This is a genomic window from Cerasibacillus sp. JNUCC 74, assembly GCF_053667775.1.
Genome location: NZ_CM132207.1, coordinates 2,570,068 through 2,584,234 on the forward strand (window position 1 = coordinate 2,570,068; position 14,167 = coordinate 2,584,234).

The 14,167-nt window shown below is 30.7% G+C and carries 12 protein-coding genes and 2 pseudogenes; 7 read left to right on the forward strand and 7 right to left on the reverse strand.

What is annotated here, in order from left to right; translation table 11 throughout:
- The first annotated feature begins 989 nt into the window (after positions 1–989).
- The 6 genes from JNUCC74_RS11505 (at position 990) to JNUCC74_RS11530 (ending at position 3,223) form a co-directional block, all read left to right on the forward strand.
- Positions 990–1,121, forward strand: coding sequence for a hypothetical protein (locus tag JNUCC74_RS11505; protein ID WP_454065459.1), 132 nt, complete (start codon positions 990–992; stop codon positions 1,119–1,121).
- A 24-nt stretch (positions 1,122–1,145) separates the two neighbouring features.
- Positions 1,146–1,457, forward strand: a complete 312-nt coding sequence (locus tag JNUCC74_RS11510; protein ID WP_454065460.1) for an IS3 family transposase — start codon at positions 1,146–1,148, stop codon at positions 1,455–1,457.
- Between the two features lie 19 nt (positions 1,458–1,476).
- Positions 1,477–1,839, forward strand: a complete 363-nt coding sequence (locus JNUCC74_RS11515; RefSeq protein WP_454065461.1) for a transposase — start codon at positions 1,477–1,479, stop codon at positions 1,837–1,839.
- Positions 1,836–1,988, forward strand: coding sequence for an IS3 family transposase (locus tag JNUCC74_RS11520; RefSeq protein WP_454067889.1), 153 nt, complete (start codon positions 1,836–1,838; stop codon positions 1,986–1,988). Before JNUCC74_RS11515 ends, JNUCC74_RS11520 begins: the two co-directional genes overlap by 4 nt.
- A gap of 823 nt (positions 1,989–2,811) precedes the next feature.
- A complete protein-coding gene (locus JNUCC74_RS11525; RefSeq protein ID WP_454065462.1) occupies positions 2,812–3,057 on the forward strand; it encodes a hypothetical protein in 246 nt (81 codons plus the stop codon).
- Between the two features lies 1 nt (position 3,058).
- Positions 3,059–3,223, forward strand: a complete 165-nt coding sequence (locus tag JNUCC74_RS11530; RefSeq protein WP_454065463.1) for a helix-turn-helix transcriptional regulator — start codon at positions 3,059–3,061, stop codon at positions 3,221–3,223.
- 155 nt (positions 3,224–3,378) lie between these two features.
- On the opposite strand, the gene JNUCC74_RS11535 is transcribed toward JNUCC74_RS11530, so the two are convergent.
- The 3 genes from JNUCC74_RS11535 to JNUCC74_RS11545 all read right to left on the reverse strand — a co-directional run bounded on the left by JNUCC74_RS11535 (position 3,379) and on the right by JNUCC74_RS11545 (position 8,071).
- The gene (locus JNUCC74_RS11535) at positions 3,379–5,370 is read right to left on the reverse strand and encodes an insecticidal delta-endotoxin Cry8Ea1 family protein (RefSeq protein ID WP_454065464.1); all 1,992 of its coding nucleotides are present in this window, start codon (positions 5,368–5,370) and stop codon (positions 3,379–3,381) included.
- Positions 5,371–5,391: 21 nt separating this feature from the next.
- Positions 5,392–6,546, reverse strand: coding sequence for a hypothetical protein (locus JNUCC74_RS11540; protein ID WP_454065465.1), 1,155 nt, complete (start codon positions 6,544–6,546; stop codon positions 5,392–5,394).
- 127 nt (positions 6,547–6,673) lie between these two features.
- Positions 6,674–8,071 carry an RICIN domain-containing protein gene (locus JNUCC74_RS11545; RefSeq protein WP_454065466.1) on the reverse strand — a complete coding sequence of 466 codons (1,398 nt, stop codon included), beginning with the start codon at positions 8,069–8,071 and terminating at the stop codon, positions 6,674–6,676.
- A gap of 706 nt (positions 8,072–8,777) precedes the next feature.
- Here JNUCC74_RS11545 and JNUCC74_RS11550 point away from each other — a divergent pair.
- Positions 8,778–8,864, forward strand: a pseudogene (locus JNUCC74_RS11550) (helix-turn-helix transcriptional regulator); the annotation flags it as partial.
- A 528-nt stretch (positions 8,865–9,392) separates the two neighbouring features.
- On the opposite strand, the pseudogene JNUCC74_RS11555 reads toward JNUCC74_RS11550, so the two are convergent.
- The 4 genes and pseudogenes from JNUCC74_RS11555 to JNUCC74_RS11570 form a co-directional block, all read right to left on the reverse strand.
- A pseudogene (locus JNUCC74_RS11555) lies at positions 9,393–10,847 on the reverse strand (IS3 family transposase).
- Positions 10,848–11,426: 579 nt separating this feature from the next.
- Entirely contained in the window at positions 11,427–12,332 is a 906-nt protein-coding gene (locus JNUCC74_RS11560) for a DNA sulfur modification protein DndB (protein WP_454067890.1), read from the reverse strand.
- A complete protein-coding gene (locus tag JNUCC74_RS11565) occupies positions 12,299–12,487 on the reverse strand; it encodes a hypothetical protein (protein ID WP_454065467.1) in 189 nt (62 codons plus the stop codon). Before JNUCC74_RS11565 ends, JNUCC74_RS11560 begins: the two co-directional genes overlap by 34 nt.
- Positions 12,487–13,545 carry a DNA sulfur modification protein DndB gene (locus JNUCC74_RS11570; protein WP_454065468.1) on the reverse strand — a complete coding sequence of 353 codons (1,059 nt, stop codon included), beginning with the start codon at positions 13,543–13,545 and terminating at the stop codon, positions 12,487–12,489. The genes JNUCC74_RS11565 and JNUCC74_RS11570 overlap by 1 nt, the downstream gene beginning before the upstream one ends.
- Positions 13,546–14,167 lie beyond the last annotated feature (622 nt).

The window sequence follows — 14,167 nt, forward strand, 5'->3', positions numbered from 1 at the left end:
ACAGACGAAATTAAATGATCAAAAAAAGCGTATGGGAAAGAAATGAGGGAACAGGCATAAGAAGAACGTGCTATGCGTTTTTATCATTTTTTAATAAAAATTTAACCCTTCTTGCTTATATCTATTATTTTTTGTTACGATTTTATTGTAAGTAAATAATAGATCTCATACTTAATATTTAACATATCGCCTATTCTAGGATATGTAGCAGACATAATAGCGAAAATTACTTTTTCTTCTGCCAATCTAAATTTAATTGGGTTGACGATTATAGATCGTCAGCCCATGGTTTTAAGATGTTTATTTTTTTATGAATTTTTGCTACAGTATTTGTTATAAGTTATGTTCGATATTACGATTATTTAATTAATCGCGATACTTTATGGGTTATTACATTCAATATCATATTTTTAAGTTAATCAATAAAATTGGTCTACCGTAACAAAAATAAATTGGAAATGATATTAATTATTCTACTTGAATTGTTTATTATTTTGGCAACTATCCTTATAATAGTAAGATAGAAGGTTAGTTAAATGGTGAAGCAAATTATTAATTTTATAACAGTAGTTTTGGTTGTTATAGCAATATACATTCATTATAATTCATCTAATATTCTGTTTATCCCATACTTTTTTGGTTTGATATTTGCTAATCTATTAGCCAAAGCGATCTTTTTAAATGATCAAAATAAAAGTTAAACAGGATGAATTTTAATTCCAAATGATATTACTTTAAAATCTTATTCTTTACGTCTTTCTAGATGTTCTGTTTACATGATGATTTAGGTAATTTACCGTTTCTGTTAAATGAATACCTAACTATATTTTTTCATGTGACAGTTTGTCATATTAATTACTTACAAAAATCCATAAACGGTAGAATATAGTAATAACATAAGTGTTAAAGGTTTTTATCTCCTGAAAAGCTTTGAGTAAGGTACCCCTTAAAGTAGGATGCGTTACAGGATAGAAGAGGACGTTCTAAAAGTGAAAATGAGTTTAACTTCCGAAGAAAAAATGAAGTTAGAAATGCATCGAATCGCAAAGGAGAACGAACGTTTACCTGCAGAGAATGCTTTCTTAAAAAAGTTAGAGGAGATCGAAAGGAGGCGAAAATAAGCCAAATCCGATTTGAGGATAAGTATGTCGCTATTCAAGAGCTTCACCAGGATTAAGCAAAGCATTAATTTACTTTGTGAAATCGCGGGAATTGCACGTTCTGCATACTATAAGTGGCTAAATCGTACTCCTTCATCCAGAGAAATACGGAATAAAGAAATTATCAAAGAGGTGCAAATACTCCATGAAAAAGTGGATGGTATATTTGGTTATCGTCAAATGACCCTTCACATGAATAGAAAGTTCGAAGAGAAACTTAATCATAAAAGAATCTATCGGTTGATGAAAGTGGCTGGATTACGCCTCTGTCATTCGTGTCAAGAAGAAGCGATATAAACGCTCTACACCTCAACATGTGGCAAATAATATATTAAATCGTGAATTCCAAGCCGAAAAACCAAATGAAAAATGGGTAACGGACGTTACAGAATTTAAGTATGACCAATCAAAAAAGGCCTATTTATGTGCGATTCGTGATCTTTATGACGGATCCATTATAAGTTATGTTCTAGGACATTCCACCAATAATCAATTTGTATTTAAGACACTTGATCAAGCCACAGTACTATTGAATGAAGAACAGCCTCTTATCCATAGTGACCGTGGCAACTCTAAAGGGTTCAAACGTAAAATAGATGAGGCAGAAATGACACAAAGCATGTCACGAGTTGGTCGGTGTATTGATAATGGACCAATGGAGCTTTTTTTGGGACACTGAAATGTGAGAAGTATTATTTACATAAATATAAGACATTTGAAAAACTTACTACTGCGATAGATGAGTATATTCATTTTTATAATTATGAAAGGTATCAAAAGCGATTAAACGGCCTTAGCCCTATGGAATATAGAGCTAAAGCCACTTAAATCTTTTTTATTATTTCCACTGCCTACTTGACAGGGGGCAGTTCATTTCTTGTTCAAAGCTTTTTATTTTATTACAGCTGTAAGAGTTGGACAGTAGAGGTAATTTCATCTAAAAACATTTTTAAGAATATTCTGTATATACATGATTTTATAAATAGACTTCTACCAAAACCATTGTTTAAGTCGAATATTTTCATAGTTTTCCTTGTAAACACGATCCATTTCTTTGAGTTAAATTATATTTTCTATAAAGCTTCCATTAAGGCCTGACTTGCTTTTCTGTCAAAATATTGCTTGACTTTGCTTAAAATAACCTGATGTTGTTGTGAAAGTGACATTTTATCCATATCGTACACTAGACTAATATTCATAAGTCGTGTGCTTGGTTGTCGCCAAGATAAGCCATGCACCGCAAAGAAAAAACCGCGGGCTACTCGCCCCCCTATCCAACATGCTAATGTTGGGTCGCCCAGCATCCGGCGGTTCGAAACCCAGGTTTCAAAACTTCCTGTCCTCGCCAGTAGGCAGGAAAAAAAGGATTCTGTTCAATACCAAGAGGGTTCGGGTTCAGCGGTATTTGTCAATTCCTTAATGCTCACTATCGTTCCTCTTACCATTGACAAATGCACACCATCAACCCTTCCTGTTAACAGAGGTTGCCTTTAGGCACTTACTTTATATAAATTTTAGAAAGTATTTGCCATTTAAGTAACTGCCGATAAACTGGGAATATCAAATACTTTTTACAATTTAGGGAGAAGTTATACTATGAATTGAGCATTTATTGTATTCTTTGCTGCATTAGGAGTTGCTGTGCTACTAATTGCTATTACTCGTGTCAATAGCACAATTGGGGGATGAAAGAAAGAATTATATTAAAATGAAAGCACAGTCACTTACATTTATAGGTGTAATTAGTTGGTTGTTAATTGAAATGGCTAGAAATATTTATATAAATACTTGGACAGATGGTCCTTATGGGGGTATTAATCCATTTTCCTCTCTTATAGCCATTTCAGTTATATATTTAATCTCACTACTATTTTTCAAGAAGAAGTATGGTGGTTAAAATGAGAAATCGTATTAAAGAATTTAGAAAATCAGTAAAGTTATCTCACGAAGAAGTAGCTAAACTTTGTAATGTATCAAGACAAACAATAAATGCGATTGAAAACCGGGAATATACGGAGACTCCAGCAGGAGAAAAGGCATCGGTAAGAAAGAAGAATGCATGAAGCCTTAAAATTTCTCGATATTTAAGTACAAAAAATTACTATATTATTAATCCTAAAATTAGCTGTTGTTCCAATGGGAACTATCAGAAAAATTTAGTGACGTATTTAAGAAAAGCTAGCTCCATCAAATTGCATAAGCAATTTGATGGAGAGGTTCACATAGGAAGAAACTCAATTTTATCAATATACAATAGTGATTCGCCATTATCTTGGCGATTAAAAGTAATATCTGTATATTGGTTTGACGATAATTTTATATTCTCTGGAAATTCAACACATACATAGCTTTCAAATAAATCCCTATTTTCGTCGTTTTTGTATGTTGGCCCAAGAAATTTTGATTGTGATGATAACCCAGGAATTACTAAATTTACGTTACAATTACCATTGGAAGCATAAATAATTCGTAATTGATATTCTACTGTATCATTTAGTACTCTGCACTGTATGGTAAAAGAATCTTTTAAATTTATTATATGTCCCCCTGTAAAACCTGGTCCTTGTATCACTTCAGATTTGGTGCCTTTTGAATAGGCTTTTATAGCAGGTATCTGAGTGCATACTTTGTTATTTATCGTATTGTAACGATCGACACTATAATGTGTCCAACCTAATGTAAATACATAGTAATCATAATTTTGATAATTCAAACTCTCTAGATATAATGGAAACTGAGATAGTATGTGACTATAATTCTCTCCATTAGTAATTTCATTATTATTTTCTCTATTTGCAAGCACATAATCTTTTTTGTAATCCTTATCATTTAAGGTTCCAGCATTGTAGAATAAATTGGTATTATTCGTTGTTTTAAGCTCTATGTGTTGTATTAAATTATAAAACTTATATTCTTTTCCTATAACTATCTTTTGAAATCCCCTTGTAACTATTAACTTATAAATAAAATCTTTGTATCTTATTCGTGAAGGTATTAAGCTATCCAAGTCTTTACCTCCATAATAAATAGATTTTCTTGATACATCATTAGTATAAGATATTTGATTATCAATACGGTATAAACGATCTCCTTCATTTCCGTAAGTCCCCTTTTTGGTATAAAAAACCAAATCTGATAACCAAGTAAATAAACCAGGCTTTCGTGTCAATTTAGATTCTATTTTTTCTAAATTTTCGTCCTTTTGTGGTTCTGTATCCTGAAAAAATCCATCTAGAGGTGTGTAAATTTCCCTAGTAAGTTCTGAATCTACCCCTTTAGGATATTTTTTTAAATCATAAAAAGGATATAAGGTAATAAGGTCTAACACATTAAGAGTCATTTCGAAACGATAATTATTATATATATCCCACGTAATATCTTTAGAACTTTTAAGTTCATTTAAACCTTCATAGTAAGTTTTTACACAGTAGTTAATGTAATCCTTTATATATAATTTTAATTTTTGATAATAATAATCAGAAGTTCCAGCAATTGTTTCATCTTTAATTCTCGAATGAGACATGTCTTTATTCCATTCATCAGCAAATTGGGTACCTTGTTGTAACAAATTCAAATGTAAATTGGCAGCTTGAGCATAGGTGGGAAGTAGCACAACTTTATAATCTGAAATCTGATATTCAGGCATATGTTGCAATAAATTATTATGAGCAATTTCAAATCGTATTTTAACTAGAGAGGCAGCTTGCTGTATATTCTCGTTGGATGGGGGTGTTCCAAGAATCTGTTTTTCCTTTAATTTCCTCCAACTTTGAAATGCTTCTTCATAACTACCTAATACTTGCCTAAGACCATGTAATTTTGCTTCGGCATCTTCTTTTACATTCTTTGTGATTTGTTCTTGAAAAGCATCTTCTCCAATTTTCATAAATTGGCGCCATGCAGTTTTATCTTTTTCTCCTTCTGGCCAATAGATAGAAAATAATGTTCCAAAAGATATAATTAAACCAGAGGTAATTGTAAATGTTGACAGAGCACCCAACATAGTTCCTACTACAATAATACCCGCTCCAAATTCTTCTTTAAAACCAAAAGGATTGACAGTAACATAAGTTTTATCAATAACATCTTTATAGATTTTGATAATGTCCTCTTTCATACCCTGAGTTAAATTATTGGAATTTGGATAGGTAGAATTATTATTAGGTTCAATTCGAGCATTCATATCGTTATTATTAACATTAATATTCATATTTACTATATTCCTCACTTTTTATGAACTTTGTACGTAGTTTTTTGTCAAGAAACTATTATTATTGTACGCAGCCCATGTGTTTATTTTTGTTCCATCCATGCGAGTTAGTTCAAATTCATATACTAGATTATAAATAACATATCTCTGAGTATATTTAGAAGTATTAATTTGATCTTTTTCTTCTTCTGTTAAACCTAAATCAGTCTCAACTAGAGATGATCGTTTCATATTTAGCGCTTGACAGATTAACTGATTAAACGGAAGTGATTTTTTATAAAACCTCAAATACCAATCGGAACCTATAGATATATCTAATGTATTTTTTAAATCTTGTTGAGTTTTTTCAGATACCCCAGTAGTTAATTTATAATAATTTTGCTCCCCTGGTCTTAGTTGACTTGTCCATACCTTATGCCAATACTGCTGATATTTTAATATATAATATGGACTCTCCTTAATGGAATCATACAGTGGAATCTTATCTTTTACTAAAATTGCTGGTATCAATGCACTTCCAATAGTCGCTCTTGGTGCTTTGGATGGAGAGATGCCTAAATCATCAAGACCCTTTAATTCTGGAGGGTCAATTAGTTTTTCAGGACTTTCTGTAAGCTCTGGAAGTTTAATCTCTTCCTTATCTTTATCAATAAATTTATATTTATTTTTAAAATCGTCTAGTGGTTTTTGAGTTACAGCGGTTATCTTTTGATAGGATTCTGGATGGTGATGACAATTATTTATAAACCATTTTTCGTTGTTTAAGTTTGTGGCTAATCGAAATGAATTTCCATCGGGTTCTGAAATGAGTTGAAAAATTTGATTAGTTTTCGCTTCATAATCTGCAGAAACAATTACTTTATTATCTTTAGGATCACTTACAAGTTCAAAAACTCTACCATTTCCTTTGTTTGCAATAAAATATCTTCTCTCATCCGTAAGATAAAATATAAATTGTTGTTTTGGATTAGTTTTCTCATCTGGTGCATTCAAGACCGTATAATCAACATCTACTTCCCTTGAGCAATTACCTGTTTTATTCAATTCCCAACCAACTTTAGAATCCCATGCACTTAAAATTCTATTATTTGTATTATCTATGTTCTGAATCTTGTTGAAATTTTTACTTTCAGTAGATAAATTTGAAAGATTTTTAGAGCTTTGATTTATATTCATGCATACCACTCCAATTAATTTTTTTGCACAGTTTAGTGAACACCCACTCAATTGTCTGTATTCTAAATACTCTTTATAATAATTTCAAATCTAACACCTCCTTTATTAATATTTTTGTTAACTCAATTTATCTTATTATTTTAAATTTTTGCGCCTTAATAACCCATTCTGACGAATTGTGCCGCTCATTTACTTTAATTTTTGTACCATTTTCAGTTTTAGCTCCATCTACATCTAATACGAAATTTGGATTTTTTTTATTTTTTATAATGTAATAGCCGTCTTCCTGTTCTTCTAGAATCCAATAGTGCTCTTCTTTATATTCATTACGATGAGCCCAAACCTTTCTTGAATCAAGAGTATCAATAATCCATGCTAACACTAAGTTGTTTTCTGATACGCTTCTTATTTGATATGCTTCTTTTTCATTATCATATTCAAACTTCCATTTTTGATTATTTCCACTATGATCCTTCCATAGAGTAACATTATTATCATCTGATTTATTTAAATCTATTACACTACTATCATTTAAAGCAGTTACAATTTTATAAGGACCTATGGGGTTTTTATCACCAATCCAAATGCTTTGCTCCAGTCGTTTGTTGTTCCAATTATTACTTCTTATCGAATAAACATCTAGTGTATCTTTATGATATTCTGCAATTAAATAGGTACTTTGTGAGGCACTACCTGATAAAAAAACAGGTATGTCGCCAAAATATGATTGGTACCGTTGTTGCTTTCCGCATTCTAAATGGTAATGCCCGCAAAATACTGCTGTTACACTATATTGTTTTAATAAATCTATAAATCGTTGATTTGGCCCTTGCGGCTCCGCATATTTGCTCCAATCATTTGGTTTATGAACATTTACAATAATAATTTTACCGAGACTCCTAGCAAATTCTAGTTGCTTTTCCAACCAATCAAGATTTGGAACCATATCTATATTTGGATAAGCTGAAAAAGGGCTAGCAATTTTAACTTTCATAGTAGGAAAATTATTTAACTGTATAGAATAAATATCTCCAAAATCTATAGCATATGCAAAACTTCCCCGATAACTTTTTACTGTTACTGTACTGCTTGGTAATAGTTTGAAATCAACTTGAAAACTTGGTAATTTAAGTCTATTAATAAAATTAATCAAATGCTCCATTGATCTGCCAAAACATTCATTTGCATAACAATCATTTATATTATTCTCAATATCATGATTGCCAAGTCCATAATAGTACGGTTTTTTTAAAATTTTTAGCAGTTTACTGATTTCGCTCCACTGCCAAGAATGTCCAAATGCGGTCATGTCTCCGTTTATAATCACAGATGAGTTAGGTATAGAGTCAGTATAAGAATTAATACTTTGGTATTGGCTTCTTATTAATTCTTCAGATTTTCTTTTTTTCTCACTTTCACTTTGATTTGAATTCCCAATATCCATCTCAGGCGTCCAAGGATATTGAGGATCTGAGGTAATAATTAAAGAATATGGTTCTCTACTAAGTTTATTGCATGCAGTCATTATTACAGCTCCTATTTAACTGAATTTTTCAAATAAAGTACCTGTTTTTATTACAATTTAATCCTAATATAGTAAATATTTACTAATATATAATGATATTAGCATATCAAAAAAATTAATACAATTTTTATTTTGAAAAAATAGAAACTTAAATAATTACCAATTTTTTGACAATAATAGTTATGAAAGTTGTTAGGCTTAGAAGATGGGAGAGTATCACTTTGACAACGTTATGATAGAATTCATTTAAAATATGTCAAAGCGTTTAAAATTGACTGTGTTCTATTTAAAGAAAATACTTTGGATAGCAAATTCTTCTACTCTGTAACGGTATTTAGGATTGAATAAAAAAGCTATCTACATGGATAATAGATTGCTTTTCATATTACATCTAGCTATTTAATAATTGTATCTTTAATTTATTCATAAATGAATGAACTTCATACTTCTTAGTCTTGCGTGCAAAAATGTGTTTGAGATGTAGAAAAGGGAAGTACTACTCAGTCTTTTTAGTCAATTAATACAAGATTTAGGGAGGTACTTCTGGTACACAAGGGCTTTGGAAATATGAAATCTACTCATTTATTAAAACCAAAATTGATTCTTTAAGGTAGCTAACGATTTACCTGATCCATTTCAAAGTTGAAAGGAAAACTAAGGTTAATTAGTACATTTAATAGTGCATTAATATTTGCAATTAGTACGCATGACAAATGCTATGCAGAAGTTAGGAGTTAAGGGGCGTTCACAGGCTGTTGTAGAGCTCCTTCGCATGGGGGAATTAAAGCTCTAAATCAACACGGCTTTCCGCTATGGAAAGCCGTGTTTGTATAATGAAAGACTTTTGTTTTTATGGTTCTTTTCCTATATTTCTAAAGTTGTTTTCCGTACCTAGATAATGAATTATGCCTTACCTTTTCTTTATGCTCCACACATGAATCATTATCACTTATTGGTGGTTTTTTATCTGATGGGTACAATTTTTAGAAATAGAAGTATGTATTCATCTCTGGCTGTAGTGGAATAAAGTTAACGTTGGACAAACATAAACATCCTGTTCTTTTTCATAAGTAAGTTTCCATTTCGGAAAAAACCCTTTTGGCGTTATGTAAGTGCTGAGAATCACCACCATAAATTAAAAAACACTTGCCAACCTCTCCAAGTAACTTTAAACTCCCCGTTGGATTTTCGTATCTTTGGTTCTTATCATTTTTTGGGATCATTCTTGTTGCTATACTGTCTTTTGACAATAAAAATAACCCACCCATTACAGCCTTGAACTGCCCCCTGTCAAGTAGACAGTGGAAATAATAAAAATGATTTAAACGGCTTTAGTTCTATATTCTATAGGGCTGAGGCCGTTTAATCGTTCTTGATATCTTTCATAATTATAAAAATATATGTACTCATCCATCGCTTTAGATAGCTCCTCAAATGTCTCATACTTATGTAAATAATACTTTTCGCTTTTGAGTGTTCCCCAAAAAGATTCCATTGGTTCGTTATCCATACATTTACCAACTCGTGACATACTGTGTGTCATCTCAGCCTTATCTATCCTACGTTTAAATCCATGTGAAGTATATTGAAATCATCGATCACTATGAATAAGTAGATGTTCCTCTTCGTTTAAGTAGCTATTGCCTGATCTAATGTTTTGAAAACTAGTCGATTATTGTTTCTATGTCCAAATACATAGCTAACAATAGCCCCATCATATAAGTCACGAATAGCACTTAAATAGGCCTTTTTTCAAGTACCATACTTAAATTCCGTTACATCCGTTACCCACTTTTCATTCGGATGTTCTGCTTGAAAATTACGATTTAAAATATTCTCCGCAACGTGTTGGGGGACTGATCGTTGATATCTCTTCTTCTTTTTACGTATGACATACTCCAATTTTGAGATGTCCATTCATCGATAAATTCTTTTGTGATTGAGTTGGTGTCCTAATTTCCTTTCAAATTTCTTATCTATAATTAATTTCATTCGACGGTATCCATAAATTCCCTCCACTTAACCATTTATAGTAGGAGGATCGTGCGACCCCAGCGATTTCACAAAGAAGGGAAATGGACATACTTTCTTCTACATGTGATTCTTTTATTGCGATATATTTAGCTTCAAACCTTACTCGGTTTATTTTCGCCTCCTTTCGATCTCCTCTAACTTTTTTAGAAATGCATTCTCCGCACGTAAACGTTCATTCTCTTTTTCTATTCTCTGAATCTCTAACTCATTTTTTCTTCTGGAGTTAATTCTTTTACACTTTTACAACGACCCCGTCTATCCTTTAGTGTCCCATCCATCAGCTTCATATTTACGCACCCATTGATATACTTGTTAATAAGATACTTTATGAGTTTCCGCAGTTTCTTGATAATTTTTTTGGATAAAGCGTCCTGTACTATTTCAATCCGTTCTTTCCAATTCGTTTTCGTTTTTCTTCCTTTAGTCATAGAGCGAACTCCTTTTCCCGTCTCTTTTAATTCTCTATGACTATTATACTTCTTTATCCATTACGGAGAACTTTGTATCAGATATACCATGCTTTTCTTGTAACCTCACGTAAAGAATATTCACCTGAAAGATAATCCCTTACGGCTGTTTCTTTTAATTCTTGAGAATAAGGTTTCCATGTTTTTGATTCTTCTAAACCACGTATTCCTTCATTCTCAAATTTTTCAATCCAGCAATATAGAGTTGATTTATTAATTTTATACTTTGAACATAACTCATTCATTGTATAATTCTCATTTTTATAAGCCTTTATTACTTCATATTTTTACTTGAATGAGATCTTTTGGACATACAAAAACTCCCCTTAAGGAAAACAGATTTTTATTTTTTAATCTGTCTACCTTAAGGGGAGCATATCATAAAATAGGTGTGGGTTATTTGACGCTTACATACATTTGGGTATACCTTAATTTTCTCGGCACGATGCCATTCAGAAATTACTTTTCCCCTTTCTTTCTATTCATTTTTTTGTCTCTCAAGGTCATCGTATAAATTCTACCCAGTTCATTTCATTCGAACACATTGCTTCCTCATCAGAAATTGTTTTAATGGCATGTAAAGATTCTGTACTATCGCTAAAAAGATATTTTATACAATTGTTTGGTTTTTAACAATCAAATAATTCTCCTTATTTTGTGTAAAAAACACGCTTCTCATCTATAAAGAGCGTGCTTCCATTGCTTGTTTTCCATATTTGTTTAATATTAATAATTTATCATTCTTTTCAGCTAAAATTTGTCCAGAGTACGTACGGAAAAAGTTAAGGAAAAGTGTGAATAAATTAAAAAAGGAAAAAACCAAGCTAGATAAAAAATATAGCTAGTATACTATATTAACTCAATTTCTTTTTTAATAACTCAAATAAATCTTCTGTTGTTGTTTCTATAAATGATGTATATTCTTGCTTAGTCCCCCTTCGATTAAGCATTGTATATGGATTCCAATCACGATTCTTAGGTGACCAATTTATTAAACCAAGTTGTTCCACTTCATCTTCCCAAGTTTCAAGCCATTTAATTTCATTATCATACTCTAAAATAATACTTTCATGCAAATAAAGTGCAATCGCATTTTGCATCTGCTCGTGTCCCAGTACATACTTCCTTACATCGCCAGGGTCTGAAGGTAAAGTTAAAAACAAAACAGAGAATAATTTATCAAAAAAGGCAAATAATTCATCGTACTGATTTTTTATCTGTATTTCATTTTTTTGACTAGAGTATGCTTTTTTGAAAAGAACATAGTTAATAAAGTTTTTTAACCTAACGCTAGTAATAAAAGTTATATTACTTGGTCTAACTATCCTACTTTTATTAAATTCTACACCTGCTAACTGTAAGGCATCACAGCTGTAATATAATTCTTTGGTAAAAACATTTAAAATATCTCTTGTATCATATCTGGTTATTAATGACCGGGAAACTCTTTTAGCATTAGTATTTATATCTGTAAATAGCTTCCTTTCGTCGTCCTTTGATAAGCCAAAGTAAATTTGTACAGTAATATAGCTATTATATATCTTTTCCCTCTTATCTTTACTAATAGACTTTTTATCTAAAAATTTTTCTAAACCCTTTATTCTGTGCTGTCCATCTATGACTACAAGCTTATTATTGGAACTTAGCTTTAAGCACTTCGAACTTTTATCATACCATTCATTTGGATCGCCAGGGTATGAAAGAACTATAGCTGGTAGAAAAATTCCTACAAAAGAATCAATGGCCTCAAAATAACTAATTTTGGAAGGCGATGATACCCTAAATCTCTATTTACTTCCCTATCAATAGTATAAATTTGCAATAAATCTTTAATCTGAAGTTGTGTGGTCATCATTCCCTTATTGTAGTTAGTACCAAGTGCAGCTATATTACCTATTGCATTTATAATAGCCATTATACAATACCACCCATTTTTTCGTATTTATTTATCAAGAATCTTGAAAAGTCTTTCACAGTTCTACCAATTGTACCAAAGTTATATTTTTTCGTTTTCTTATTATATTTTGCAGATAGTTGTTTAAATTCCTCATTTTTATGGCTCCAATCCACGTTGACAATGACAGTTCTAAATAATTCCTCCATAGAACTATTAGGATATTTTTCTAATGCATCGTATACAAACTTAGCAATAGCTACTATAATATTTGAACTGAAAATTATGTACTTGTCTCTATCGTAAGCATCAATTGGAGAATATTTCTTTAATAATGTAATAAATTCTTCCGTTCTTGACTTCCAATCATTATAATTATCTTTATTCAGATTTGTTAATGCTTTACGTTCATATACACCATAATTCAGAACCTTAGATACGGAATATAAAGTAGATGCGGTCATTAATTTTGTTCTAGTAGCCTTTGCTCGACACTCAATTGAATCTTCAGGTAATGAGCTAATAACCTCTTTCACTAATTCTCCATTTAAGTCATCTTTTTTATACATAATAATTAGAGTGTTATTCACTTGGGATAACTTCGTATTAATATCTGTAAAAAGCTGTCTCTCCTCATCTATGGTTAAATTCATGAATACTTGTAGTGTTAGAGGAAAATTTAATAATGAATTATATTTATCAGTATTAATTAGATTATTTGATTCCATTCTTTTTTTCAAATACTCAAACGCTTTAACTCTATGCTGCCCATCTAAAATGACTAATCTATCATTCATGCTTAAGTTAAATTCATTAGTACTATAGTTAAATTCTCCTTTTCCTCTAGCCGAAAATATTAGCGGAGAAAAATAAATATCGTTTCCATCCAGCCCATATTGGATGTACTGTCCTATACTAGCAACTTTATTTTCATCAAGCTCACGTTGCACATTTGAATCGATTTGTAAAAACTTTAAGACATCATTGACAGTACATTGAATAGACATAACATCTTTTTTAAACTGTGTACCTTTAACTCCATTCAAAGTAATGTAATTATAATTTGTATTATTTGTCAACGCTCTCAAATCCAACAATTTTTTCACAACCTTTTTCTATTATATTTTATGTAAATTATACCATGAAAATAATATATTATTTAAACCTTTAACTACTTTTCACATAATTTTACATTTATACGATCGCATGTTTGATCCTACATCTTTCATTCCAACAACACATTTTAATTCGAAAAATCTACTTGGAAATATTCAAAATTACAAAAGTTTTCTACCCAAAAACTATTTAATATCAAAACAAATACAAATTTTCAAGATTTAATATTAAAATTTGTTTTATTTATATCATGTTTATTTTTATAGTTTTTACTTGCAAAATACATATTAAACACAAGAATATACAATAACTTTGTAGCCGATTAGATAGTGACTACAAAAGTTTTTTTGTTTTTTTATAAAAAAGGTTGTTTCCTAGAATTGAAAAAGCACTTTATTAATAAAGAGCATGTATATTTTTCTATACACAGTGGAGAAATAAATATAGTAAGGGGGGATTTCTTTGAAACAAGTAAACCGAGAACTTAATTTAATATATTTATGTTGTGAAACTAATATAAAGAGACAAAAGAAACTTTCCAGAAAAAAAGAAAAATATTTTAAACAAAATCCTCAAAACGTGTGA

What these genes read in the sequence shown, in the direction of transcription:
- JNUCC74_RS11545 (WP_454065466.1), bottom strand. Translation starts at nt 8,071, where the DNA reads ATGACTGCATGCAATAAACTTAGTAGAGAACCATATTCTTTAATTATT.
- JNUCC74_RS11535 (WP_454065464.1), bottom strand. Translation starts at nt 5,370, where the DNA reads ATGAATATTAATGTTAATAATAACGATATGAATGCTCGAATTGAACCT.
- JNUCC74_RS11540 (WP_454065465.1), bottom strand. Translation starts at nt 6,546, where the DNA reads ATGAATATAAATCAAAGCTCTAAAAATCTTTCAAATTTATCTACTGAA.
- JNUCC74_RS11510 (WP_454065460.1), top strand. Translation starts at nt 1,146, where the DNA reads ATGTCGCTATTCAAGAGCTTCACCAGGATTAAGCAAAGCATTAATTTA.
- JNUCC74_RS11530 (WP_454065463.1), top strand. Translation starts at nt 3,059, where the DNA reads ATGAGAAATCGTATTAAAGAATTTAGAAAATCAGTAAAGTTATCTCAC.
- JNUCC74_RS11565 (WP_454065467.1), bottom strand. Translation starts at nt 12,487, where the DNA reads ATGGCTATTATAAATGCAATAGGTAATATAGCTGCACTTGGTACTAAC.